The sequence below is a fragment of the Phycisphaerae bacterium genome (assembly GCA_035275405.1).
Lineage (GTDB): Bacteria > Planctomycetota > Phycisphaerae > UBA1845 > UTPLA1 > DATEMU01.
The window spans coordinates 85,634-110,569 of the sequence record DATEMU010000007.1 but is presented as its reverse complement, the minus strand read 5'-3'; the positions used below and the strand labels follow the sequence as shown (position 1 = coordinate 110,569).

Genomic DNA, 24,936 nt, shown 5'->3' with positions numbered 1-24,936 from the left:
TTTCAATTGGTGCCGCCGCTCAATGAACAGCGACTGGCTCGTGCCGGACCGCCGCGCTGACCCCCGCCGACGCGGCGGAGCGATAGGCCTCAATCACTTCGTCGGGCCGTCCCTGCATGACCAGTTGCCCCGACTGCATCCAGATCGCCTCGTCGCAGTACTTTTCAATCAGTTCCATCTGGTGCGATACCAGCACGAGGATGCTCGCCCGGTCGATCAAGCTGCGCATCCGCCGTTCAGCCTTTTCGATCCAGTGAATGTCGCCGACGCTGAAGATTTCGTCCAATAGTAGGATCTCCGGGTCGATCTCCGTCGCGATGCTGAAGGCCAGCCGCTGGGCCATGCCCGACGAGTAGTATTTTACCGGCGTCTCGGCGAATTCGCGCAGCTCGGAAAACTCCAGGATCGGTTCCACCCGCCGGGCCATCTCCTTCCGCGAAAAGCCCATGATCGCACCGGTCAGATAGATGTTCTCCAGACCGCTCAGCTCGTGGTTAAATCCGATCCCCACTTCCAGCAGCGGAACAAGGAATCCCTGCCGCTGCACGTTTCCGGTCGTGGGGCGATAGATTCTCGAAATCACCTTAAGCAGGCACGACTTGCCCGCGCCATTGTCGCCGACAATGCCCAGCCGCCGACCGTGGGGGATGTGCAGATTCACGCCCTTGAGCGCCGTCACCTCCGAACTCGGCTTGCCGTATTGGCGGCGTAGGACGTAATTGACGACGGTCTCCTTGATCGAGCGATTGCGCGTGGAATAGACGCGGAACGTCAGCCCCACGTTTTCCAGGCGGATGAAGTTGTCGTTCATCGGCATCGCGAGGTACTCACAAGTTGAAGATCAGGGAATCCTCGTAGCGCCGGAAGACGAGGAGACCAACGATTAGGGCAATGCCCGCGGTCCCCGTGGCGGCGAGTATTTCCGAATTCGTGGGCAGTCGCGCGTCGTACAGCGGACGGTGAAACATCTCGATGATGGAATAGAGCGGATTCAACTTGAAATAGAAGCGGTGCCGGTGGCTGACCGGCCCGCGGTCCACCATTTCAGGGGGCTCGCTCGCGGGCTGCGCCATCGCGACGGCGGCGGGGACGGCGTGTTCCTTGGCTTCGATGGGGTAAATGATGGGCGTCAGATAAAACCAGACCTGCATGAAGACGGAGATCAGATGCTGGAAGTCGCGGAAATAGACCGTGAGCACGGCGGCAATAACCCCGATTCCGAAGGCCACGCTGACGATGCAAAGAAAAGAAAGCGGCAGAATGAGCAGGGCCGGTGTGATGCGAAATCCCGAAAAAGGGCCGATGACGACGAGCAGCGCGACAAGCGACAGGCCGAACGTGATCAGGTTCTGCATCATGACGCTGAGCGGGAAGACGAGCTTGGGGAAATACTGCCGCTTAATCATGCCCTCCGAGGCGATGATGCTCATGCTGCACCCGTCGATCGTCGCGGCAAAAAAGGTCCACGGAATGAGTCCGCTCAGGACGTACAGGGCGTAATTTCGCACGTCGAACTTGAACAGCATGGCGAAGACGACGCTGATGACCGTCAGATGAAGGAGCGGATTGAGCAGCGACCAGAAAAAGCCCAGGAACGACCGGCGGTACTTGACCTTGAGGTCCTGCGAGACGAAGTTCTTGACGACTTCGCGGAATTGCCAGACTTCTCGAAGGCTGGAAGCGACCTCCATGCGTGGGACTCTCTTGCGCCCGGCAACCGCGGCGGCTTATTGCCCCCCACCGCCCGAGCGCTCATCAATATCCGCCCATTGCGGCCGAGTGTCAAGTTGGCGGCCCGCTTTCGCATTCCGCGCGGTATGATCCGCGGCTCGCCCATGCACGGCACTGTGGAAAACGAGACCGTCCGACCGGGGTTGGTGATGGCCGCGCCCGATCCATCATGGAAGCGCCTGTATCCCTTCGCGTCGCATTATCTGCAGCTCGGCGCGCTCCGCTACCACTACCTCGACGAGGGCACGGGCGAGCCCGTCGTCATGGTCCACGGCAACCCGACCTGGTCGTTCTACTTTCGCAGACTTGTCCTTGCCCTGCGCGGCGAGTATCGATGCATTGTTCCTGACCACATTGGCTGCGGCCTGTCCGACAAGCCGGGCGACGACGCCTATGACTATCGCCTCGCGCGCCGCGTCGATGATCTGGAGCGCTTGCTCGATCACCTGGGGCTGGATCGCGGCGTGACGCTCGTGCTGCACGACTGGGGCGGGATGATCGGCATGGCCTGCGCCCTGCGCAAGCCCAAACGGATCGCACGGCTCGTCATTCTCAATACGGCTGCGTTCCTGTTGCCGTCAAGCAAGCGATTCCCCCTGCGACTCCGCCTCATTCGTAGCGGAGGACCGTTGGCCGTGCTCGCGGTCCGTGGCCTGAATTTGTTTGCCCGATCTGCAACGACCATGGCGACGGCCAGGGGCCTTTCCCAGGACATCCGGGACGGCCTGATCGCGCCGTACGACTCCTGGCAAAACCGCATCGCGACATTGCGTTTCGTGCAGGACATCCCCCTTCGGCCCGGCGATCCAAGTTACAACACCGTCCGCCACGTCGACGAAAACCTCCACCGGTTCGCCCGGGTCCCGACTCAGATCTGCTGGGGCATGAAGGATTTCGTCTTCGACGCTCATTTTCTCACCGAATGGCGACGACGATTTCCCCACGCCGAGGTCCACGAATTCCCCGACACCGGTCACTACGTCCTCGAAGACGCCGGCGACCGCATCGTACCGCTCGTAAAGAAGTTCCTTGTGGCGGGCCCAACTCCCAGTTCGGCGTCCCCTCAATCCCTTAATCCCTTAGTCCCTCCATCCCTCAACATCGCCTCTTATCTCCCCGAAATGGCGCGGCTCCATCCCAACACGAAGGCGATCATCTATCGCGACAGCCGTGGCCGCTACCAGTCCATCACGTTTGGCGAACTCAACCGCGAAACGGACCGCTACGCACACGGCCTGACGAGAGCCGGCATCCGCCGCGGCATGCGAACCCTTCTCATGGTCCGCCCGAATCTCGAATTCTTCATCCTGACCTTCGCCCTCTACAAAATTGGCGCGGTCCCGGTGCTCATCGACCCCGGCATGGGCAAGCGCCGTATGGTCGACTGCCTCGCGGCGGTCCATGCCGAGGCGTTCATCGGCATTCCGCTCGCGCAGCTTCTTCGTCTCTCGCACCCGGCGGCATTTCGCTCTGTGCGTATCGCCGTGACCGTCGGGCGACGTTTAGGGTGGGGCGGCTTGTCCCTGTCAGACATTCGTGCGGTCACCGGCGAACCCTACGAAATCGCCTCGACGAAGGCCGACGATCCCGCCGCGATCATCTTCACGACCGGCAGCACGGGTCCGCCCAAGGGCGTCCTCTACCTGCACGGCCAATTCGACGCCCAGGTCCGCATCCTCCGCGATCATTTCAAAATCGCGCCCGGGGAGATCGACCTGCCTACGTTTCCGCTCTTCGCGCTCTTCGACCCGGCACTCGGCATGACGGCCGTCCTGCCGGAAATGGACCCCACGCGACCTGCCGACGTCGATCCGACGAAGATCATCGGAGCGATCCAGAGTCAGAACGTGACGCACATGTTCGGCTCGCCGGCCTTGCTCGATCGCGTCGGTCGCTATGGCGAGGCGAACAGGATCACACTCCCGTCGCTGCGCCGCGTCATTTCCGCCGGCGCCCCGGTTCCCCCGGCGACGCTGGAGCGCTTTGCCAGGATGCTTCCGCACGACGCGCGAATTCACACGCCATACGGTGCAACGGAGGCATTGCCAGTGGCATCCATCGACCACACCGAAATCCTCGGTGAAACGCGCCATGAAACCGCCCGCGGCGGCGGCACGTGCATCGGCCGGCCGGTCCCCGGCGCAATCGTCCGCGTCATCCGCATCAGCGATGAGCCGATCGAAGAGTGGAGCGATGATCTCGTGTTGCCCGCCGGCGAAATCGGCGAGATCGTCGTCAAAGGCCCGATGGTCACGCGCGAGTATTGCACGGACGCGCCAGCGACGCGCCTGGCCAAGATTCCCGACAATGACGGTTTCTGGCATCGCATGGGCGACGTCGGCCGCTTCGACGAACGAGGCCGCCTTTGGTTCTGCGGCCGCAAGGCCCATCGCGTCATTACGGAGGCAGGCACGCTTTTCACTGAGCCGTGCGAGGCGATCTTTAGTCAACATCCGTCGGTCTATCGCTCCGCACTCGTCGGCGTCGGCGCGCCTCCGCACCAATTGCCGATTATTTGTATTGAGCTGGAGCGTTCGGCGACTGCGTCGGAGCAGAAAAGCTTGGCGTCGGTGCTACTCGACCTCGCCGCTCGCCATGAACCCACGCGTGCGGTACGAACGATTCTGTACCATTCGAAGTTCCCCGTGGACATTCGCCACAACGCCAAAATCTTCCGCGAGAAACTGGCTGTCTGGGCCGCGGAGCGGCTTCGATGAAGGCCCTCGTCACCGGCGGCGGGGGATTTCTCGGTCGCGCGATCTGCGAGATGCTTCGCGCCCGCGGCGACAGCGTCCGTAGCCTCGCGCGAGGAGAATATCCCGAGTTGGCGACGCTCGGCGTCGAGTGCGTTCGCGGCGATGTGACGGATGCGCAAGCCGTCGTCGCCGCCTGCAAGGATTGCGACGTCGTCTTTCACGTCGCCGCCAAGGCCGGCATCTGGGGCCGCTACGAGGACTATCACCGGCCCAACGTCGTCGGCACGCAGAACGTACTCGCCGCCTGTCAGTCGCAGGGCGTGTCGCGACTGGTCTATACGAGTTCGCCGAGCGTCGTCTTCGACGGCCGCGACATGGAAGGCGTCGACGAATCCGCGCCATATCCGAAATACTACGATGCGCACTATCCGCAAACTAAGGCCATCGCCGAACAACTCGTCCTCGACGCCGCCGGCCCCAATCTGCGGACCGTCGCCCTGCGACCGCACCTGATCTGGGGCCCGCGCGACAATCACCTCGTCCCGCGGATCCTCGCGCGCGCCCGTTCGCTGCGGCGGATCGGCACGGCCAACAAGCTCGTCGACTCCACCTACATCGACAACGCCGCCCGCGCCCACGTCCTCGCCGCCGATCAGCTCTCCGCCAATCCCGCCATATCCGGCCGCGCCTACTTCATCAGCAATGGCGAGCCTCGACCGATCTGGGACCTTATCAATGCCATCCTCGCCGCCGGAAACCTCCCGCCCGTCACGCGCAGCGTCCCGCGAGGCCTCGCCTTCGCCGCCGCCACCATCACCGAATCGCTCTGGCGGCTCCTCCGCTCATCCAGCGAGCCCCGCCTCACCCGCTTCCTCGTCAAGGAACTGACGACCGCGCACTGGTTCAATCTTTCTGCTGCGAAACGCGACTTTGGCTACGAGCCCGTAGTGACGATTAATGAGGGATTGATTCGACTAAAGGCCTGGCTGAATTCGTAATGTTGAATAGCGAATAGCGAATGGAAGGCAGTGGACCGTCGCTCTCATATTTCGCTATTCGCTATTCGTCCTTCGCTATTCATCCTCCTCCATCTCCGGCACTGATACCAGTTGAAAATGACCGGGATGAGCAGGTCGATCACCTCATCCGCTACGAGCAATCCCCCCAGCACCGGCGCCGCCATCGGCCGCATCACTTCCGACCCCACGCCGGTCGCCCAGAGCATCGGCATCAATCCGATGATGGCCACGCCCTCGGTCATCAGCTTCGGCCGCAGGCGATGCACTGCGCCCTCCATCACCGCCGCGCGGATATCGTCCGTCGATTTCATCGCCGCCAGCCCGCCGCGCTTGCGGATCGCCTCGTGCAGGTACACGAGCATGACGATGCCCGTCTGCGTCGCCTCTCCGAAGCACGCGATGTAGCCGATCCACACGGCGACGCTGAAGTTGAACTGGAACAGGCTCTGAAAGATGACGCCGCCGGCCAACGCCCCCGGCACGGCCAGCATGACCAAGAGCACGTCGCGGACGTCGTGAAACGTCATGTACAGGATGACGAACATCACCAGGACGACGAGCGGGAAGATGATCTGGAGCGTCCGCCGCGCATGCACCTGATGCTCGAACTGACCGCTCCACTCGATGAAAAATCCCTGTGGCAACTTTACTTTCTCTTTTACCGCCTGCTCGGCCTCCTCAACAAATCCGACGACGTCGCGATCGCGGACGTTGAGCTGCACGTACGCCCGCAACATGCCGTTTTCGCTCTTGATGACGCTCGGTCCCTCGACGACGCGGATGTCGGCGACCTCGGTCATGGGGATCTGAATCATCTCTCCGCCGCGCGAGCGTTCCATCGATTCCGGTACCTCCCTGCCCGCCGGTTCAATGCCCGCGCTTTCGGCCCGCGGCGCTGCCTCTCGGCGGCCGGTCACGAGGATTCGTTTCAGCGCCTCGCGCGTCTGCCAGAAGTCTCGGGCGTAGCGGACCCGCACGGCGAACCGCCGCCGCCCCTCAACGGTCGTCGTGACTTCCTTGCCGCCCATCGCGACCTCGATCGCCTCCTGGATGTCCCCGACATTGACGCCGTACCGCGCGGCCTTCTCGCGATCGATCTCAATCTGGAGGTAGCTCCGACCGACAACTTGATCCGGAAAGACATCCACGGCTCCGGGGATTGACTTGAGTACCGCCGCAATCTCGTTGGAAATGCTTTGAATTCCACGCCCATCTTCGTCCGGTTTCGACGTCGCATCCTCCAGCCTCGGCCCGAATACCTTGACTCCGATCATCGTGCGCACACCCGTCGCCAGCATGTCCACACGGTTGATGATCGGCTGCGTCCAGATGTTGCCCCAGCCGGGCATTTGCAGGGCGCTGTCCAATTCCTGCACGATCTGCGCCTTCGTCGCGCGGTGCAGAAAGACGCGCTTCGTGAAAGGAGCCGCACGCTCCTGAACCAACGCCTCCAGTTCCGCGTCGGTCGGTTTTCGAACGAGCGCTGCCGACGCCTCCGCGTGGTGCTGAAGCGAACGCACCAATGCCCGGACCATGACCTGCCCCGATCGATCCTCCAGTTCCCAGTTCAGCGACTTGACGTGTTCCACCCAGCCGTCGTGCAACCGCACTTCCAGCCGGTCGAACAAGTCCGCGAACAGCGACGAGCGTTCCCAGCCAAGCACGGTCCGCACGGCATCTTTCACGTCGATCCATACCGACGAGGGCGATATCAACAGGTCAGGATTGGAGGAGACTATTCCCAACTCCGCGATCTCATTGACCGCGGCCGTCACAAGCTGTGTCAGCTCCTCGCGCCGAGGGACTTCCACCAATGACAAAGCGTGCTTTTCAGTGAGCCGCCCCACCACATGCTCGCGCTGCGCCGCCGTCGGCTCCGACTTCAATGCTCCCTTGGCCCGCAAGTGTTCAAGTAGATCATCGACAGCGCCCGCGACAAGGCACCGTCCCAGTTCCGGCGAATACTCCACTTGCCGCCGATGGGCCCAGTCGCGCAGCGCCTGATCGAACTCGGTCACCGCATCCATCGCCGCGGCGTTGGCCAAATTCTCGTCGTCGTGATCGCTGAGGTCCGATTTCAATAGACCGCTGGATTTCCAGACGCCTGCGATTGTTTCCGCCTCTTCGAAGGCGTCCTCGAACATCACCTTCCGCTTCGGCCACCACTCCTTCGGCCGCAGCGTCACGACCGTCTCGACCATATCGATCCCCGACGGGTCGGTCGGCGTCTCCGCCCGGCCCGCCTTGCCGACGACCTGATCGACCTCGGGAAAGCCCTTCATGACCGCGTCGCGGACGCGCAGGTCCTCGCCCGCCTGCGTGATGGAGACGCGGGGGACCGTCACGGGCATGTCGAGGATGCTGCCCTCGTCCAAGGGCGGCATGAATTCGCGGCCGAGCTTGGGAAAATGCCACGCCCACGCCGCCGTCGCGATCAGCAGGACCAACGCGATCGCCTGGCTGCGCAGGCGCGCGAAGAACACGCACCCAAAAAAGAGTGCAATGGCGAGGACCACGAGGAAAAGTGTGCGGCTGCCGATGAACCCCGCGGCAATGATGAACAGGAACCCCATGAACCAGAGCCCCGCCCCCGGAACATTCATGAGCCAGTTCAGTACGGGTCGGTAGACCCCAACAAAGCTCCGGACGATCCAACTGTCCTCCTCGCGCCGCAGCCGCCCTTTGACGAAAATCGGAATCATCGCCGGGACGAAGGTCACGGAGAGCAGCGCCACGCCGATCATCGCGAAGCTTTTTGTGAAGGCCAACGGGTGGAACATCCGCCCTTCCATGCCGCCCAGTGCGAACACGGGCAGGAAGGAAACGAGCATGATGAGCACGGCGAAAAAGATCGGCTTGCCCACCAGCCGGCAGGCCTCGACGGCCGTCTCGGTGATGTCGCCGCGGATTCGCTCCTTGCCGTGTTTGAGCGTCAGTTCGTGCGTCGTGTTCTCGACCATGACGACGGCGGAATCCACGAAGAGGCCGATGGAGATGGCGATGCCTGACAGCGACATGATGTTGCTGGGGATGCCCAGGTAATACATGAGGATAAAAGAGACAAAGACGGCCAGCGGCAGTGTGAGGCACACGATGAGCGCGCTGCGCAAATGGCCGAGGATGAGCACGATCGCCAGGCTGGCGATGATCAGTTCCTCAATCAGCGTTCCGGTGAGCGTATCGATCGCCCCCTCGATCAGCCGTGTCCGGTCATAGAACGGGACAATCCGCACGCCAGCGGGCAGTCCCGCCTGAAGCTGTTCGATCCGCTGCTTGATCGCCCGTGTGACGGTGAGGGGGTTTTCCCCGTAGCGCATCATCACCACGCCGCCGACGGCCTCCTGTCCATCCTTTTCGAGCATCGCGCGGCGATAGCCGGGGCCGAGCTGCACCGTCGCCACGTTGCGGACATAGATCGGCACGTCCTGGCGCTGGGCGACGACGACATTCTCCAGATCGTGAACCCCGCGCAGCCACCCGACGCCGCGGATCAGGTACTCGGCATTGCCCTCGAAGTAGACCTTGCCGCCGACGGCGACATTGCTCCGCCCGACGGCCGCGAACACCTCCCCCAGCGACAACTCGTACGCCCGGAGCTTGTCCGGATCGACGTCGATGTGATACTCGCGCACGAAACCGCCGACGCTGGAGACCTCCGCCACGCCGCTGACGTAGAGTTGATACCGAACGTACCAATCCTGGATCGCGCGAAGTTCGTCGACGCTGTAGTCGTCACCCTCGACCGTGTACCAGAAGACCTGTCCCAGCGCCGTCGAATCCGGCGCCAGGTACGGCACGACGTCCGCCGGGAGAAACGTGCTGGCCACGTTTAGCCGCTCCAGCACCCGAGTTCGTGCGAAATAAAAATCGACGCTGTCATCGAAGATGATGTTGATCATCGAGAAGTTGAACTCGCTCGACGAGCGGATCGCCTTCACGCCCGCCAGCCCCTGCAAGTTCACCGACAGCGGATAGGTGATCTGGTCGTCGATCTCCTGCGGCGAGCGCCCCATCCAGTCGGTGAACACGATGACCTGGTTCTCCGACAGGTCCGGGATGGCGTCGATTGGCGTTTTGGCCAGACAGTAGACGCCCCAAAGCGCGACCATCGCCACGATGAGCAGCACGATGAAGCGATTGCGGATCGAATATTCGATAAGCCGGGGAATCACGGATCAGTGCCCTCCGTGAGCCGACGGCTCATTGGCCTTCGGCGCATCGCTCGCGCCAAAGTACTGCGCCGCCGCGGCTGGGTTCAACCGGTTTTCCGCATCGACGAGAAACGCCCCGGCAGTAGCCACCCTGTCTCCTACCCGCAAGCCCTCGACAACGGGATAGAACTCACCCGCGCGCTGACTGAGCTTCACCTCGATCATCTCGAAACTGCCTGGCGCGCGCTCGCGATACACCACTTGGCGCGTGCCGGTGTTGATCACGGCCGATTCCGGCACGGCAGGAACTTTCTCGACGCGGACCCGCTTCATGGGGAACTTGTCCAACGGGCAATGTTGCGGCTTCTCGAAGAGACGATCGGGGAATACAGGGCAAAAAAAGCCCTCGACAAAGCGATCGGAATCGGAGATTCCCCCGGGTGCGATCGTCTCTTTGACCGACCCGCAGCGCAGCATCTGGCTGCCGAAATACGGATTGGCGATCTGCTCGGTCGTCGCCAGCCAATCGCCTCCTCCGCCCGGCACCATCGGACAGTGAGACAGGAAAAGCGTGTCATTCGGCCGGCGCGCGCGGACCAGCCGGATCATCGCCTCGCTCAGCGGCTTGAACGGCTTGCGGCGTTCTTCGAGGTTCTTGCCGACCATCTCTGAGGCGGCCTTCGCGATCTGCTCAGAAATGGTCTTGACGCTGCCCGTCGAACTCCGAACTAGCGTGTCCGCCTCCACGATTAACTTCTTGACCGTGTTGTCACTGCCCTGGTCCGCCGCCAGCTCTTCCGCCAGCGCGACATACGCCTTGGCAATGGCCGTGGTATTGGCTTCCTTCTCGGCCGGCCCGCTGGTAGCCGTCAGTTCCGTCACCTCGCCGACCGGCAGCCGGATCGCTGCGGTCGCATACATTCCGGGCTTGAGCTTGTAATCCGCGTTGGCGATCTCCACGCGCGCGGAGACCGTTCGCGTCGCCGAATCGACCGTAAACGCGATAAACGTGATGCGCCCCGCAAAGACCTCGTTGGGATAAGCCGTGCTGGTGACTTCCACGGCCGTCCCGATTGCCACGCCGCCAATCTCGTGCTCGAAGATCTTGGCCTGCATCCAGACCGTGCTCAAATCCGCGATGGTGTACACGTTGTCCCCGGCCTTGACGTAACCGCCCAGCCGCGGAAGCGGAGTCTCCGCCGTGACAATGCCGGACACGGCGGAAACGATCTTCATATACTGTTCCGGCTCGCCGCGGCGGATGATCTCCTCAATCTGCTCATCGGTGATGTCCCACAGCCGCAGTTTCACTTTCGCTGCCGACACCGTCTCTCGATCCGCCGCGCTCCACTGCGCTTGGCGCTGCATCCCGCCCGCCACGCCGATCGCCGAAAGCAGTTCCTGCTGGGCGACCAGCAGATCGGGGCTGTAGATCCAATAGAGCGGATCGCCCTTGTTCACCCGCTGGCCTGCATAGTTGACAAAGAGCTTGTCCAACCGCCCCTCGACCCGCGCGGAGGCCCGCGCCACCTTTGTAATGTCGTAATCGACGATGCCGACCGTGCGAATCTCCCGCGCGAGCATCCGATACTCCACGGGGCTCGTCGCGATCCGGCCCATCCGCACCTTGAGCGGCGTCAGATTGACCTGCGCCAACACGCCTTCCGGAAGCGCCGCCGCGTCGGTCTTGTTTCTCCGGGACAGCGGCATCCCGCAGATGGGGCACGTCCCCTCCGTCGCCTGGACGATGTTCGGATGCATCGGACAGAAATATTCGATGTCCGAGCTCTCCGCCGCAGCGCCCGTCGCCGCCGGCCGCGTCCAGCGGTCCCAGCGGTTCATGATGTTCTCCCATTGGCTGGCGATGAGTCCGACGAGCACCATCAGCAGGATAAACCTCAATCGAACGTTGAGTACGCGGACGACCTGCCAAAACTTCGTGCGCGCGGAAGCCCCTGCGGGCGGCGGCGCCGGTGAATCGAAAACCTGGTTCATAAACCACCTCGCCATCGACGGGCACGCCGGGTCGAGAATCCCTTCTCGACCCTCGCCCGCCGGTCTTACTTCTTCTCAAGGTCCAAGTGATACCCTTGTGTTTCCAGTTTTTTCGCATACTTCGCCGGCTCCTCCTTGAACTTCGCGGCGCACTTCGGGCAGCAGAAATAAACCGTCTCTCCGTCCGACATCGTCGTCGTCGACTTGGGATCGATCGGCTCATCGCTGATCGGGCATGTGGTCTGGTACGTGTAGCTCCCTGCGAGCTTGGCCCTGTACTTCTCCGGGTCCTTCTTGAAATGATCGATGCACTTCGGGCAGCAGAATTGGACCATTTCGCCGTTGTGCTCCGTGCTCGACTTCCCATCGACCACGTCACCCGAGATCGGACACGTCACCTGCACCTTCGGCAGTGCGGCCACCCGTTTCCGCTGTTCGGCAACCTTCTTCTCGTATTTCGCCTTGTTCTTTTCGTACTTCTCGATGCACATTGCGCAGCAGAAATACACCGGCCCGTTCGGCGATTCCGTCTTCACGTAGAAGTTCACGGCCTCGTTCATCACCGGGCAGGCGATGTCCGCCGCCGTGACTTTCTTATCGCCCGGCGCCGCCTTTTTTGGCGCCGCCTGCGCGGCCCATATCCCAACACCCAGCACCACCGCCCCGACACCCAATGCCCAATTCACTCGTTTCATGTTCAATCACTCCTGCATGGAAAGAGACTCCCGGCGGACCTTCGCGCTTGCCACGCCGCCGAAATGGCGCGGATTCTCACGATTCCTGAATTGCCGCGCTGGCGCCGAAGCGCGCAGCAGCAATCTTCTGACGAAGCCGTCAGATCATGAATAAGCAGGGATCAGGCGAGAAGAATGATCGTTCGCAGATTGGCGAGTTCCGGAGGGGGCCCGTGGGTGGATGCCCACGCCTCCGTGAGCTGCGAGGAGAAGGTTCTGGAGAATTGATTGTCGTCGGCCGCGATGGTCGCGGTGAGCCGCAGCGGCTCCACGTGGATTCGTCCCTCCGGCATCCCCACAGGAACGGAACCGCATGAGCAGATGAGGCGAACCGGCTCCGGGGAAGTAGGCCCGCGTGGATTTTCTTTTGGGCCATTGCAACTGCATTGGCAGACGGTGCCGGCTGGGCAGCAACAGCAGGCCTTGGCCGGCTCGGCGGCCGCGGCACAATTCCATTGCGCCAGCCCCAGACCGCTGAGCGGCATGGCGAAACACACCAGAATGGCTGGCAAGGAACGCATCACCCAGTATCCTAGCACTTGCTGCATGGCGGAGCAATGAGTATCACGCATCTCACAAGGATAACGTCACTTTGTGACATTCTTCACACCCTTTATCCGGGCATGTTATTATCACCGACACATTCGGACCGGATGCCTATATAATTATCTCGTTCGGCCTTGATCGATTAGCCACCCCTGACCTGTGGACGCCACTCCCGCTCATTCGCATGGCGGGCGGTCAAACTTGCTGATCGACAATCCGAGAAGACCGCATGGAGGCACTAACGCAATGACGACCATGGAAAAACTCACCAGCCTGACGGAGCGCAAGGCCCAGGTCCGGCGCGAGCTGGACGACATCCGCGCCGCCCGGCCCGAGTCCGAGAACACGGCGCTGGCCGACCTCGAAGCGGCCTTGAACGCCGAGCTCGATCGCATCGACGGCCAGATCGACCAGATCAAGACCTACCTCTCCCACGTCCCCGCTGAGTCCGCCTGATTGACGCGCCGTCTCGTCGCCGTCATTCTTCCGAAAAGACCGGTGCCTGCCGGCCGTTGATAGTTGTACCGGGCAGCGCCACTGCCGGCCGACGCTGATGAGTCACCGTTCCCATTGGAGGGTCTGGTCCATGATCTCCGTACCGAGGTTGTTCCTTGTTCTGTTTCTGGTCAGTGCGTCGGCCCGCGCCGACGCCCCCACGGTCAAGCAGTTCGTCCAGATGAAATGGCCCGGCGCCGGCAGTCTCGCCCCGGACGGTTCCTTCTATTACATCCACAACCCCGACGGCCTCAACCAACTTTACTGTCGTCCCGCCGGAACGAAGGACGCCATCAAGCTGACGGACTTCCCCGATGGCATGTCCGGCTACAACCTTTCCCAGGATGGTCGCTGGATCATCGTCACGGCGGGTGTCGGTGGAAACGAGCAAACGGGGCTGTACCTGGTCGACGCAAAGACGCGTCGCCTGCGCGCGCTGTGCGTGCATCCTGATATCGTGTACGGCGCGAGCGTCTGGCGCCGCGACTCGCAGGCCCTCGCCTTTCGGGCGAACGACAAGTCGTCGTCTGATTTCTACATCTACATTTATGATCTCGCGACCAATACGACCAAGTGCGTGCATGCGGAGAAGGGCGACTGGGCCCCCGTGGACTTTTCCAGCGACGGCCGCCGCCTGATGATCGTGAAATCCAACTCCGCCACGTACGCGCAGTTCTTCGAGATCAATCTCGCCGACGGCAAGGCCCGCGAGATAACGCCCGCCGGAGAGCAGTGGTCATTCGAAGCGATCGGCTATGCCGCGGGCGACGGGGAGTTCTACGCGATCAGCGACTACCAGGGCGACATGGCCGCGTTCTTCACCATCGAGCTGTCGTCGGGCAAGATCACCAAGCTCTTTCCGCAGTTCAGTACCTTCGAGGCTGACAACGCCGTCTTCAACCCGGAGCGCACCCGGCTGGCGATCTGCTTCAACGAGGACGGCTATCGCTCGATGCACCTGTACGCCATGCCGGAGAAAAAGAAGCTGCCGACGCCCGACCTGCCCAAAGGCCTTGTCGGCAACATCGATTTCTGCGGCGACCAGATGCTCTACGCGATGGACAACGCCACGACGCCCGGCGTGATCTATCAATGGACCATCGGTAAGGCCGACGAAAAGCCCAAGGCCTTGACGACACCGGACACACAGGGCATCGACGTTAGCGCGTTCTCCCTGCCAGAGCTGGTCCGCTACAAGTCGTTCGACGATTTGTCGATACCCGCCTTCGTCTATTTCCCGCCCTCCTACAAGAAGGGCGACAAAATCCCCTTCGTCATCGAGTACCACGGCGGACCCGAGGGCCAATACCGGCCGACCTTCAATCGCATCTATCAGTATCTGCTCTCGCGCGGCTTCGGCGTCATGGCCCCCAACGTTCGCGGCTCCTCCGGCTATGGTCGCCGCTATTTGGAGATGGACAACTACAAGAAGCGGATGGACAGCGTCCGCGACGGCATCGCCGCGGCGAAATGGCTGGTCGCCGAGGGCCTCTCCACGCCGTCGCAGATCGCGGCTTACGGCGGCAGTTACGGCGGCTTCATGGTCATGGCCTGCATCACCGAAGCGCCCGAGGCCTACGGCGCGGCCTGCAATGTGGTCGGCATCGTCAACTTCGAGACGTTCCTGGAGCGCACCAAGGACTACCGCCGCAAGCTCCGCGAAGTCGAGTACGGCCCGCTGACCGACCGCGAGTTCCTCAAGTCCGTCTCCCCGATCTACAAGGTCGATCGTATCCGCGTGCCGCTGCTCATCGCCCACGGCGACAACGACCCCCGCGTCCCGGTCTATGAGGCCCGCCAGCTCTACGACAAGCTCCAATCCCTGGGCAAACCCGTGGAGATCCTCACCTTCCCCGACGAAGGCCACGGCTTCCGCAAGGAAAACAACCGCATCATTTTTGCGGAGAGGCTGACGGCGTTTTTGTCGCAGCACTTGAAGTAGAACAGCTGCCATCGGCTGTTTTGGCAACTACTCATAGGGTGGGCCGTGCCCAATTCCGGCTAAATTTGCCCGTTACGCCCGCCTTCGCCAGCCGACTTTGAAAGGACGGACATCGTCTATCAGCGGGTGAATCGATGCTTCGATTTGACAAAACATCTCGGTGGGTCGCGGTCCTTGTACTGGCGATTCCGATACCACCCGGCCGCTCGCAGACCACAGGACCAGCCGTCTCTGAAAACCGATCCGAGGATCGCGCGGGCCCTACCCACCACATCGTCTTTCCAGCTTCCCAAGAAGCGCAAAGCATGACGTATAGTTCTGACGGCGAAGAAATTTACGTACACCTGCACATGACTTCGATCAACCTTTGGGAGGTTCTTGTTTATTACTGGCCCGAGATACTAGGTCTCTTGGCCGCAGTTGCTGTCGTCCTCACCATCGTTTGGATGGTTCGGATCGCTCGTCGGCCGCTAATCGTCGGCTTGCCGTACTGTCGGAAGTGTGATTATTGCTTGAAGGATTGTCAATCTGATCGATGTCCCGAATGCGGGAGTGGCGTTCAACGATCGATCATTGGGCGATCGCTACGGCGTCGGTTGCTTCCGCCGATTCTCAGCATCGGATCAATCCTGATGAGCTACGGTTATTTGTGGGCAACATCTGTGCCTCGCGTTGGCATCCTGAGCAACTATTTCAATTGGTGGTCGGACGCCTTTTATGATTGGGCTGCGTTGCAAGGCAAGACCTGGCTGAACAACCGAATACAACCGGTCGACCGCATCGTCGCGATCGACGTGTCGACGGGGCAAACTCGGGGCACGCTGATCACACGCCCCCGCGCCTTCGGGCACCTTCCGATACGAACAACGCCCGATGGTCGCTACGTCAGCTTGGTCTTGCAGAAGTGGGATCAGTTAGTTCTCGTCGAAGTCGACACCGGCTGCGTTGCACATATGTTGGGCTCAGATGTTCGCGACCCCAAAAGTGGAACTCGCTGGCGTCACATCGCCGGTCTTGACGACGGCAACATGTACGTGGTCATTGCCGATGAATTCGTGAATGAGTGGAGGTTGTTGGCCTGGAACTACGAAGCTGGATTATCGAAAACGCTTGAAAAACGAAAACCCGTCATACTCAATAATGCCAGCAGGGCGATGGTGGGGCATTCTCTCTTCTCGCCTGACCGTTACTGCCTTGTTCCGCATTCGCAGCCCCCGCAATTTTTGGTGTTCCCGAACTGGGCCTTTCGAGCGATCGGTTCTCCAAACTTATCGTTGATCGAGCCAGCGACCGACTTTGAGAAGCGGTTTTCTTTGGACATCGAGTTAGAAGAAGAAGAAGAGCCTTCGTTCATAGAGAATGGATCAGTGGCGGTGTTTCGGTGCGACGACGACACGTACGCGTTGCGTTCGTTTCGCTTATCCAATGGAAAAAGGAAGCGTCGATTCCAAAAACCAGGCTATTTGATCGTTTCGTCGCCGATGGCCAAGATTGTGAACAACGGGGAGTGGACGGTGGTACCTGCGATCGACGCTCGTCTTTACAGATTTGAATCTACGTCGCAAAGCGAACCAGTGTTTCCTCCCACCATATTCCTAGCCGTTGACGTCAGGAGCTTCAGAACGATTCGGGAATTTACGTCAACTGGGCCCAACAGTGTTTCTCAACTACAGGTTGCGCCCAACTCAGCAACATTCGCAGCATTAGTCGATCCACAGGTTAGGTATGCTATACGTAACCGAGAAATCCTCATCTATTCATGGACGCCGCAACCACACGCGGCGACGTCGCAAGCCAACAACTAATTGGCGCGATGCCTACCACTCCACTCCCAAAATCAAACAATCCAACCCGCTCCCATTACTGAAAAACGCCGGCCTGATGTCCGTTTCGAGTCTCGGCCCTTACACGTCATCCACCTCTACCACGTCCGCGCAGGCGTCCATTGCCAGGTTGGCCAGCTCGTCCGCCCGCGCGTTCTGTTCGCGGCGGACGTGGCGGACTTCCCACTTGTCAAATGACCGCAGGCGGGCGAAGGCGTCGTCGAAGAGGTCTTTCAGGGCCGCGTTGCGGACGCGGTATTCGCCGTTGATTTGTTTGACCAAGAGTTCGCTGTCTGAAAAGACGGACAGCTCCGTCGCCCCGGCCCGCTTCGCCGCCTCCAGCCCCTTGAGCAGGGCCGTGTACTCCGCGACGTTGTTGGTTTGATGACCGAGGTAATACCCCGCCTCAAGAAGGGTTCCACCGTCCGCCCCGCGCAGGACCACGCCCGCGCCGGCGTTACCGGGATTGCCCCGGGCCCCCCCGTCGATGTGGATGGTCACTTTCATGTACGTGGATCAGACCGCCTTCGCCGCGGGGGCGTCGACGTAGAGTATCTTGCCGCAGATGTTGCAGGTGATGGCCTCGTCGCGGGAGAGGATCGCGTTCACCTGTTCGATGTTGATGGCCATGTTGCAGCCGTCGCAGGCGTATTCAGCCCGTTTGGGGTGCGTGCGGATGACCTTGGCCATGGCCACGCCTTCGTTCTTCCCGGCGACGCGATTGAAGAAGTCCAGCGCCTTGGGCGGCACGGCCGACGCCGCCTGATCCCGCTCGGCCCTCAGCGCGCTGAGCCGGTCGCGATAGCGGTCCTCCTCCGCCCGCGCGAGTGCCTGCAATTCCTCCACGCGGGTCACTTCCGCCACGCGCTGCTCGTTGATCCCGGCGATGGTTTTTCGCCGGGCATCCACCTGACCCATGAGAGCGAGAACTTTTTCTTCCAGCTTGCTGTTGTCGGCCTTGTGGGTGTTGAGCTGGGTGAGGATCGCCGAGTATTCCTTGTTGGTCTTGGCGACTTGAAGCGCCAGCCGGTACTTGGCGATCTCCGCATCGCGGCTCTTGAGATCCAGATCGAGCCGGTCGGCCTCCATCTGGTCGGTCTGCAGCGACGATTTCTCGGCGCGAAGCTGGGCATCGATCTGCGCGATTCGTTCCTCGTGCTTGTGGACGGCGCGGTGCTTGCGGTCGATCCCGCGCTGGATCTCGGCGATCTGCAGCTCCACTTCTTGTAGACGGTGGAGGGCGTCGAGCGTGGCTCCCATACGCGGTTGGTCCTGTTGATTAACTCGATGACCGCCGCCAGGGCGGCGCGGGCATCCGAACCGCCCATTATGCGGCCGCGGCCTCAGCGGATCAATGCCGCCGCAATGCCTGTAATCATGGCCATTCGACGACGATGTGCGTTTTTCCACGCCCCGCCTGATGGGATTCGTGGGCCGTCGGATTTTCTGGAATCAAAGGACGCCGGTCCCACAGCGCGGCCTACGGTGGCGGCCGCCCGGCCGACGGGGTCGTGCGGCCACCGGCCCAACTGGGGAACGATGGGATTCGCGAATTTTGACGTCGCCGACGATCAAGATTTCCAGCGGTCGCTCACCCTGGCGTGATTCGACGAGCAGCCGCGCCGCCCACTCGGCGATGCGTTGAGGACGGACCTCGTAGGAGGTCACGCTGAGCCGATCGGCCGCGCCATCGCCCGGCTCGGTTACGCCGGCGAGCAGTACGAAACCGTCCGCGACGCGCTGTCGCAGGATCTCGTCGGCGGCCAGCGTTTCGAGGGCGGTGGTTCCGACGCAGAGCACTCCGGCGGGCGCATTGGCCTGGTCATGCGATTTGCACAATGGCAGGATGGCCGACGGGTCCAGCACGGCTCCGTCGTTGAGCACGACCGGCGTGACGCATCGACCCTGTTGGATTCCCGCCGCCCGGGCACCGGCAGCGACCATCTCCGCTTCGCGTCCCTCTCCGCTGGTCACCACGACGACGCCTCCGCACCCCGACCGGAAAAGATGCTCGGCCAGCCGCAGGCCCGCGTCGCAGTAATCCGGGGCGACCGCGCTAAGCCGCGCGCTGCGCGAGAGGGCGCCGATGACCACCGCGGGAACATGGCGGCGATAGCTCTCCAGGATGCAATCGTCGGACAGGTGACCGCGACCCCCGGACAAGGGATCGATCGGAAAACACGCGAGCGCCGCCGTGCGGCGTCGACGATCGGACGGCCAGCCGGCAAGCGGAATCTGGCCGTCCACCAGGCGGTCCAACGGCACGGGGTCGAGTGAAGCCCCTTTGTCCTCCAGGATTCGCTGAAGTTCGGCGAGCAGGGCGTGGCGACCGGACCGAGGTTCGGGCTCCGTTGGCATCAAGAGGATGCAGGAGCGCGCCCTGGCTGACTCGGCCGCCTGTCCGTTACGCGTGGCCACGAAGGTGCCGCGACCGATCCGTCGGATCAGGAGACCCTCGCTGGACAGGTCGCACAGGGCTTTGTTGATCGTCTTGGCGTTAGCGGCGAAGCGGCGGCCGAGTTCCCGCTCGCCCGGCAACTGGCCGGCGAACTCGCCGCCGGCGATGGCCGCGCGGATCTGCTCGCGAAGCCGCTGAAATTTGTAACTGAGACGCGGCGAGGAGGGCGTCGTACCGGCGCAATGCGACGGACGAGTCACCATGGATTCGAACTCCTGTGGCGAGGAAGTTCCTGCGGGGGTCGGCGGGATGATTCGTGCGCGGTGGCGACCCCCTCCGGCGGGTTATTCGACCGGGCGCGCGGTCCAAGGCCGCGCCTCCCGGCATCTACCAATTCTTTCCTACACTTGGTGTCGGTCAAGGGGGAGCCGGTTTGGGCCGGCCGGAGATTCTCCTAAGACCTTTCATGGCCATTGGTAAGGATCAGTGAGATTCCGGGATTGCGATTCAGGAGCTACCTACCAGCGGCCGCCCCGGCACCGGCGGGCGCCGGGCTTTCGGATTTTTTGGTCTTCGCGGCCAGCCATTCCTGGAAGGCCGTTAAGGAACGAAGCCTGTCGAAAGACGAGTCCTGCATCACCCGCTTAAGTTGGGCCGCATTCTGAAAAAGACCGGCGGCGTCCGCCCGGGATAGAAGTGCGAGCGCTTGTGCTGCGGGATCGTCGCTCGAGGTCTGCGGTTGCGATGTCGGCGCATCCGTTCCAACGGCCGGCGGCTTCTCGGAACACAACGCCACGACGGCCGCCAGGTCGTAGAGCGTCTCCGGCTCCAGGGACGACGCCGGCGCGATCTTTTTCGCCTCGTCGAGGGACTCCGCGCACTTGCCGAGATGCGCCGCCGCCAGCGCCCGTCCCGCGCGGAGCGACGCATTATTCCGGTCGTCGAGGCCGATCGCGTCGTTCCAGTCGGCTAAGGCGTCGGCCCAGCGCCCCATGTCACCGAAGGCTCGGGCGCGCCACGAGAGCGTGTAGCTCAGGTAAAAGCGAGCGGTTGCATGGCGCGCTTCCCGTTCGAGGACGCCGCGCATGATACGGATCGCCTCGGCAAAGGACGGCAGGGACGCCTCCGGCTGATACGCGCGCGTGTCGAGTTCGCCGAGGTTGCAGTAAACGCTTCCGTGAAATAGCGCGTATTCGAGCACCAGCGGATGTTCGTTGGCCAGTTTCTCCCGGGCGGGAAGTGATTTTCGATACGTCTCGCCGGCCTCGGAGGACCGTCCGGTCAGGATATAGACGCCGGCGAGGTTGCCGTACGTCGCCGCCAACGTCGTTTGATAATCCGGCGACTCCGGCTTCTCGTGAACGAGCCGTTGGGCGATGGGAATGGCCTTCAGGAGATGGGTCTCGGCCTCCGCCGCGCGGCCGTTCATGGCGCAAAACTGCGCGAGGTTGTTATAACTGCGGGCCAGTTCATTGCGATAGGCCGGCTCGTCGGGACTCTCGTTGACCAGTTTCTCGCGAATCGCCATGCCCTGTTGGTAGGAGGCTTCCGCCTCGGCGCCGCGCCCGGCGCTGCCCAGAAGAATGCCGAAGTTGTCGCAGGTATTCGCCCAACGGGAATCGTCGTCGGACGTGCGCCCGGTGAGCTTCGCCAATTCGTCTTCGACCTCGAAGGCCCGCCGATAGCACGCCTCGGATTCCTTGCGTCGGTTGGAGTCGGCGTACAGGAGGCCCAGATTCGCCCAGGCAGTGGCAAGTTTCCGTCGGAAGAGCGGCTCGGTCGGTGCGGCTCGCACCAGTGACTCGAACACGTCGCGGGCCCGCGTATACGACGCCTCGGCGTGGTCGATTCGCGCGATGATGCGGTCGATGTTTCCCAAATTGATATGCGCGTCGCCCAGATCGGCCTGAAGCGCGGGATCGTCGCTCTTCTGCTGTAAGAAACGATCGTAGAACCCCCGCGCCGTCTCCAGCAGTTCGCGCCGCAGGGTTTCGAGACCGCGGGCCTTGAGGTCCGGGCTGTCGCCGACGCGGGTCAGGTATTGGTTGACCGCCTCGCCGGCCATGCGGAAGTTCTCCTGCGCCCGTTGTTCCGCGAGGACGGCGCGATCGCGTTCGCGGCGGGCTTCGTCGCGCGCCGCGGCGGCTTTCAGGTATTGTCCGGTACTGATGACGGTGCCGGCGACGAGGACAATGAAGACGGCGGCGACGCCGCCGACGAGGGCCCGGTTGCGCTGCGCGAACTTCCGTAGTTGATAGAGCGTACTCGCCGGCCGGGCGACAATCGGCTCGTCGCGCAGGAACCGGCGGATGTCCTCGGCCAATTCGGCGGCCGATTGATACCGCCGGAGCCTTTCCTTTTCCAGGGCCTTGCCGACGATCGTCTCAACATCTCCCCGAAAGACACGATTGATCGTGCTCAGGGGCGTCGGCTCGTCCTCGCGGATCACCCGCACCGCCTCATGAATCAACTTGTAACGAATGTCATAGGGAAGACGACCGGCCAGGAGTTCGTAAGCGATGACGCCCAGGGCATACACATCGCTCCGCGTGTCCAGCGCCTGGGGGTCCGCGGCGACCTGCTCCGGCGACATGTAGGGGATCGTTCCAATGATCTGCCCCACGTCGGTGTGCATGGTCGTGGCCTGGATGTCCGAATCGGTCGCGCGGGCGATTCCGAAGTCGAGAACTTTCGGCTGAGCGCCCATCGATGTAGGGATCAAGGAACTCGTGCTCCGCGATTCGGCGATTCGGCAGGCGGTCGACTGAAACGTCGTGCCTTCGTCGACCACGAGGATATTGCCGGGCTTGAGATCGCGATGGATAACTCCTTTTTGGTGGGCGTGATGCACCGCATCGCAGATTCGGGCCATGAGTTCGAGGCGCTGGCGCGTCCCCAGTTCGCGCTGTGCCGCAAAGTCCAGAAGCGCGGCGCCGTCGATGAACTCCATGGCAAAGTAGGGCTGGGGGCCCAGACCGGTATCGGCGGTGCCCGCTTCATAGACCTGGGCGATGCCGGGATGCTGGAGCCGGCCCAGCACCTGGGCCTCGAGTTCGAAACGCCGAAGGGCCTGCGCGGTGGCGTAGCCCGGCCGAATGACTTTCAAGGCGACGCGGCGACTGGGCTTGTCCTGCTCGGCCTCGTAGACGCTGCCCATGCCGCCTTCGCCGATTTTGCGGATGACGCGGTAGTTGCCGATTCGCTGGGGAATCGGCTCGGCGGCGCGTTCGCCGGACGGTGGACCCACGACGGTCGGGGCGCCTGACGAGCTGATGCGCGTGCTGGTATTTGCCGCATCGTCCATTGCCGTTGTAGGTCCTCGTCACCGCACTGGATTGAACGACCACCGGATGCCGGCGGGCATTATACGAGACTTGAACGCCGGAGGAATAACGATCGGCCGCTACAGAGTGGGGGGGCGTGCTATTCCTATTTTGAGGTTCGAATTCCCGAGCCGGAGTGGCGCGCAATGACTTGCGCAAGTTCAGCGCCGAACAGCAGGATCACGGAAGAGTAATAGACCCAGACGAGCAGGACCACGATCGATCCCGACGCGCCATAGGCCGTGCCGATCGAGCTGTGGCCGAGGTAAAGGCCGATGACGAACTTTCCCACGGAGAACAGCGCCGCTGTCGTCAGGGCGCCGATCCACACATCACGCCAGGAAATAGCAACATCCGGCAGATACCGGAACAGGGCGGCGAAGAGCGTGGTGAACAGGGCCAGCGTCGCCGCCCAGTGAAGGCTGCCCAACAAAAGCTCTGTGCCCGGAAACCTGCCCGCCGAATAGTTACGCGCTGCCGCCAGGAAGGCGCTGAGGGCCAGCGAGACCAGCATGAGGAAGCCGACGACCAACACCATTCCAAATGAAACCAGTCTCGCCCGGAGGAGGCCCCAGAATCCGGCACGGGACCGCGCCTTCACTTCCCAGATCGTGTTCATGGCATCGCGAAGCTGCACGAGGATGCCGCTGGCGCCGATCAGCAGGACCGCCGTGCCCACGATCGACGCGATACCCCGCTGCTCGGTTTCGCCGGCGTGTTGGATGATCGCCAGGGTAATGTCTGCCCCGGCCTCTCCCACCAGGTTCCGCATTTGATTGACGAGTTCCGTGCTGACGGCCTCGCGCCCGATGATCCACCCGACCAGTTCCAGCATCACTAATAGAAAAGGCGCGAGCGACAACACCGCGTAATAGGAGAGCGCCGCCGCCAGGCGAAAACCCTGGTCGTCCAACAGGTCGGTGACCGCGTCCTTGACCGCGTAGGTCACGATCAGAAACGACGAGCGGCGCTTCGATGCCCCATGGGAATGGCGGCGCGGCCTCGCCCGCGAAGTGTGATTAAGCAGTCTTGGATCCGCGTGCCGGGCTCTCATTGTCCGCGCCCTTTCGCGTGCGCGCGTACCACCCCCGTTGAGGAGGTTGACGAACGAGCCCGGACCATCGTCCCACAGCCAAAACCATGCGCCAGCGCGGTGACGTCACGAACTAGTCCTTCGGCGATTTGTCGGTTGCCATCCGAGTCTGCGTGTCCCGGGCCATCGACACATGCTCGCGCAGGACGGGGAGGGTCCGGCTGGCAAAATCGCGAATGTCGCGGTCCTTCGCCGATTCGCTGGCGCGCTCGAATTCGCGGATGACCCTGGAATGATCGTCGACCATCATCTCCAAATACGCGCGGTCGAACTCCTGACCGCTTAATCGTGCATGTTTTTCGACCATGCTCCGATGCTCGGCGTCCAACTCGTTCGGTACGTCGAAGGAGCTCCCGGCCGCGGCCTTCAGGTCGGATTGCGCCTTGGAGTGGTCGTCGATCATGCGCTGGCCGAAACGCCGCACGTCCTCGTTCGCGGCGTTCTTGAGGGCCTCGCGTCCGAGTTCAATCTCGGTCAAGTTGGCCAGCGCCGCTTCCTTTACGAAGTCACGATCGTGTTCGAAATCTCGGTCGCGGCTATCACTCTCGCGGGCGAAATCACGATCGCGCGCCAACTCACGATCGCGGTCGGAGCTGGAGGAAAGTGACACGTCGGCGGGCCGCTCGCTCACCTCCGTCACCTCAATGCGGCGGTCGGGGTTCGAATACGTCTCAATGGGTTCGGCGGTTTCCAGGGTTTCGGTATAGGCGACGGTCGAGACATGGGCACCGCAGTCGCCCGTGCGCATGGCGACGGTGGAGATATCGCCGCAGTCGTCCGTGCGGGCGGTGTACACAGGCACTTCTTCAACGTAGCTTGTCGTGCGAATTTCAGGCGAGCCCGGGTTGGCGTGCTGCATGCAGCTCTCTCCGCAGCGATGGGCGCAGCCGGCGAAAAACACGATCGAGGCCAATGCGAGAATTCGAATTGTCATGGTTTTACCCTTTCTTGAAATGGACCGTTCCTTTCAATTACTTATAAACCCGGCCG

The 24,936-nt window shown here is 62.2% G+C and carries 17 protein-coding genes; 5 read left to right on the top strand and 12 right to left on the bottom strand.

All coding sequences use genetic code 11. The features are described 5' to 3' along the window. Positions 1-19 precede the first annotated feature (19 nt). On the bottom strand, positions 20-817 hold the full coding sequence (locus tag VJZ71_09695; protein HKQ48328.1) for an ABC transporter ATP-binding protein: 798 nt from the start codon (positions 815-817) through the stop codon (positions 20-22). A 10-nt stretch (positions 818-827) separates the two neighbouring features. Then, positions 828-1,691, bottom strand: coding sequence for an ABC transporter permease (locus VJZ71_09690; GenBank protein HKQ48327.1), 864 nt, complete (start codon positions 1,689-1,691; stop codon positions 828-830). A gap of 144 nt (positions 1,692-1,835) precedes the next feature. Between VJZ71_09690 and VJZ71_09685 the strand changes: the two genes are divergently transcribed. Next, complete coding sequence (locus VJZ71_09685; GenBank protein HKQ48326.1) at positions 1,836-4,448, top strand: fatty acid CoA ligase family protein; 2,613 nt, start codon at positions 1,836-1,838, stop codon at positions 4,446-4,448. Next, positions 4,445-5,425: an NAD-dependent epimerase/dehydratase family protein gene (locus VJZ71_09680; GenBank protein ID HKQ48325.1), complete on the top strand. Its 981-nt coding sequence runs from the start codon at positions 4,445-4,447 to the stop codon at positions 5,423-5,425. Before VJZ71_09685 ends, VJZ71_09680 begins: the two co-directional genes overlap by 4 nt. Positions 5,426-5,469: 44 nt before the next feature. On the opposite strand, the gene VJZ71_09675 is transcribed toward VJZ71_09680, so the two are convergent. The 4 genes from VJZ71_09675 to VJZ71_09660 all read right to left on the bottom strand — a co-directional run bounded on the left by VJZ71_09675 (position 5,470) and on the right by VJZ71_09660 (position 12,847). Further along, entirely contained in the window at positions 5,470-9,618 is a 4,149-nt protein-coding gene (locus tag VJZ71_09675; GenBank protein HKQ48324.1) for an efflux RND transporter permease subunit, read from the bottom strand. Positions 9,619-9,621: 3 nt separating this feature from the next. After that, positions 9,622-11,592 carry an efflux RND transporter periplasmic adaptor subunit gene (locus VJZ71_09670; protein HKQ48323.1) on the bottom strand — a complete coding sequence of 657 codons (1,971 nt, stop codon included), beginning with the start codon at positions 11,590-11,592 and terminating at the stop codon, positions 9,622-9,624. A gap of 65 nt (positions 11,593-11,657) precedes the next feature. Further along, a complete protein-coding gene (locus VJZ71_09665) occupies positions 11,658-12,287 on the bottom strand; it encodes a hypothetical protein (protein HKQ48322.1) in 630 nt (209 codons plus the stop codon). A 161-nt stretch (positions 12,288-12,448) separates the two neighbouring features. Continuing rightward, a complete protein-coding gene (locus VJZ71_09660) occupies positions 12,449-12,847 on the bottom strand; it encodes a hypothetical protein (GenBank protein ID HKQ48321.1) in 399 nt (132 codons plus the stop codon). A 271-nt stretch (positions 12,848-13,118) separates the two neighbouring features. Here VJZ71_09660 and VJZ71_09655 point away from each other — a divergent pair, with 271 nt between their 5' ends. The 3 genes from VJZ71_09655 to VJZ71_09645 all read left to right on the top strand — a co-directional run bounded on the left by VJZ71_09655 (position 13,119) and on the right by VJZ71_09645 (position 17,114). Next, positions 13,119-13,328 (top strand): hypothetical protein, encoded by a 210-nt coding sequence (locus VJZ71_09655; protein HKQ48320.1) that lies wholly within the window; start codon positions 13,119-13,121, stop codon positions 13,326-13,328. A gap of 130 nt (positions 13,329-13,458) precedes the next feature. Then, positions 13,459-15,309, top strand: coding sequence for a S9 family peptidase (locus tag VJZ71_09650; GenBank protein HKQ48319.1), 1,851 nt, complete (start codon positions 13,459-13,461; stop codon positions 15,307-15,309). A 632-nt stretch (positions 15,310-15,941) separates the two neighbouring features. Continuing rightward, positions 15,942-17,114, top strand: a complete 1,173-nt coding sequence (locus tag VJZ71_09645) for a hypothetical protein (protein ID HKQ48318.1) — start codon at positions 15,942-15,944, stop codon at positions 17,112-17,114. 99 nt (positions 17,115-17,213) lie between these two features. Here VJZ71_09645 and VJZ71_09640 read toward each other — a convergent pair whose 3' ends face one another. From VJZ71_09640 to VJZ71_09615, 6 genes are all read right to left on the bottom strand, one after another. Beyond that, positions 17,214-17,639: a ribonuclease HI family protein gene (locus tag VJZ71_09640; protein HKQ48317.1), complete on the bottom strand. Its 426-nt coding sequence runs from the start codon at positions 17,637-17,639 to the stop codon at positions 17,214-17,216. A 9-nt stretch (positions 17,640-17,648) separates the two neighbouring features. Next, positions 17,649-18,392 (bottom strand): C4-type zinc ribbon domain-containing protein, encoded by a 744-nt coding sequence (locus VJZ71_09635; GenBank protein HKQ48316.1) that lies wholly within the window; start codon positions 18,390-18,392, stop codon positions 17,649-17,651. 192 nt (positions 18,393-18,584) lie between these two features. Beyond that, positions 18,585-19,793, bottom strand: a complete 1,209-nt coding sequence (locus VJZ71_09630) for a GntR family transcriptional regulator (protein HKQ48315.1) — start codon at positions 19,791-19,793, stop codon at positions 18,585-18,587. A gap of 251 nt (positions 19,794-20,044) precedes the next feature. Then, positions 20,045-22,834 (bottom strand): serine/threonine-protein kinase, encoded by a 2,790-nt coding sequence (locus tag VJZ71_09625; protein HKQ48314.1) that lies wholly within the window; start codon positions 22,832-22,834, stop codon positions 20,045-20,047. Between the two features lie 125 nt (positions 22,835-22,959). Beyond that, positions 22,960-23,802, bottom strand: coding sequence for a YihY/virulence factor BrkB family protein (locus VJZ71_09620; protein ID HKQ48313.1), 843 nt, complete (start codon positions 23,800-23,802; stop codon positions 22,960-22,962). A 217-nt stretch (positions 23,803-24,019) separates the two neighbouring features. Then, a complete protein-coding gene (locus VJZ71_09615) occupies positions 24,020-24,880 on the bottom strand; it encodes a DUF4142 domain-containing protein (GenBank protein HKQ48312.1) in 861 nt (286 codons plus the stop codon). Between the last annotated feature and the right edge of the window lie 56 nt (positions 24,881-24,936).

What these genes read in the sequence shown, in the direction of transcription:
- VJZ71_09695 (HKQ48328.1), bottom strand. Translation starts at nt 817, where the DNA reads ATGCCGATGAACGACAACTTCATCCGCCTGGAAAACGTGGGGCTGACG.
- VJZ71_09690 (HKQ48327.1), bottom strand. Translation starts at nt 1,691, where the DNA reads ATGGAGGTCGCTTCCAGCCTTCGAGAAGTCTGGCAATTCCGCGAAGTC.
- VJZ71_09685 (HKQ48326.1), top strand. Translation starts at nt 1,836, where the DNA reads ATGCACGGCACTGTGGAAAACGAGACCGTCCGACCGGGGTTGGTGATG.
- VJZ71_09680 (HKQ48325.1), top strand. Translation starts at nt 4,445, where the DNA reads ATGAAGGCCCTCGTCACCGGCGGCGGGGGATTTCTCGGTCGCGCGATC.
- VJZ71_09670 (HKQ48323.1), bottom strand. Translation starts at nt 11,592, where the DNA reads ATGAACCAGGTTTTCGATTCACCGGCGCCGCCGCCCGCAGGGGCTTCC.
- VJZ71_09665 (HKQ48322.1), bottom strand. Translation starts at nt 12,287, where the DNA reads ATGAAACGAGTGAATTGGGCATTGGGTGTCGGGGCGGTGGTGCTGGGT.
- VJZ71_09660 (HKQ48321.1), bottom strand. Translation starts at nt 12,847, where the DNA reads ATGCGTTCCTTGCCAGCCATTCTGGTGTGTTTCGCCATGCCGCTCAGC.
- VJZ71_09655 (HKQ48320.1), top strand. Translation starts at nt 13,119, where the DNA reads ATGACGACCATGGAAAAACTCACCAGCCTGACGGAGCGCAAGGCCCAG.
- VJZ71_09650 (HKQ48319.1), top strand. Translation starts at nt 13,459, where the DNA reads ATGATCTCCGTACCGAGGTTGTTCCTTGTTCTGTTTCTGGTCAGTGCG.
- VJZ71_09645 (HKQ48318.1), top strand. Translation starts at nt 15,942, where the DNA reads ATGAGCTACGGTTATTTGTGGGCAACATCTGTGCCTCGCGTTGGCATC.
- VJZ71_09640 (HKQ48317.1), bottom strand. Translation starts at nt 17,639, where the DNA reads ATGAAAGTGACCATCCACATCGACGGGGGGGCCCGGGGCAATCCCGGT.
- VJZ71_09635 (HKQ48316.1), bottom strand. Translation starts at nt 18,392, where the DNA reads ATGGGAGCCACGCTCGACGCCCTCCACCGTCTACAAGAAGTGGAGCTG.
- VJZ71_09630 (HKQ48315.1), bottom strand. Translation starts at nt 19,793, where the DNA reads ATGGTGACTCGTCCGTCGCATTGCGCCGGTACGACGCCCTCCTCGCCG.
- VJZ71_09625 (HKQ48314.1), bottom strand. Translation starts at nt 22,834, where the DNA reads ATGGACGATGCGGCAAATACCAGCACGCGCATCAGCTCGTCAGGCGCC.
- VJZ71_09615 (HKQ48312.1), bottom strand. Translation starts at nt 24,880, where the DNA reads ATGACAATTCGAATTCTCGCATTGGCCTCGATCGTGTTTTTCGCCGGC.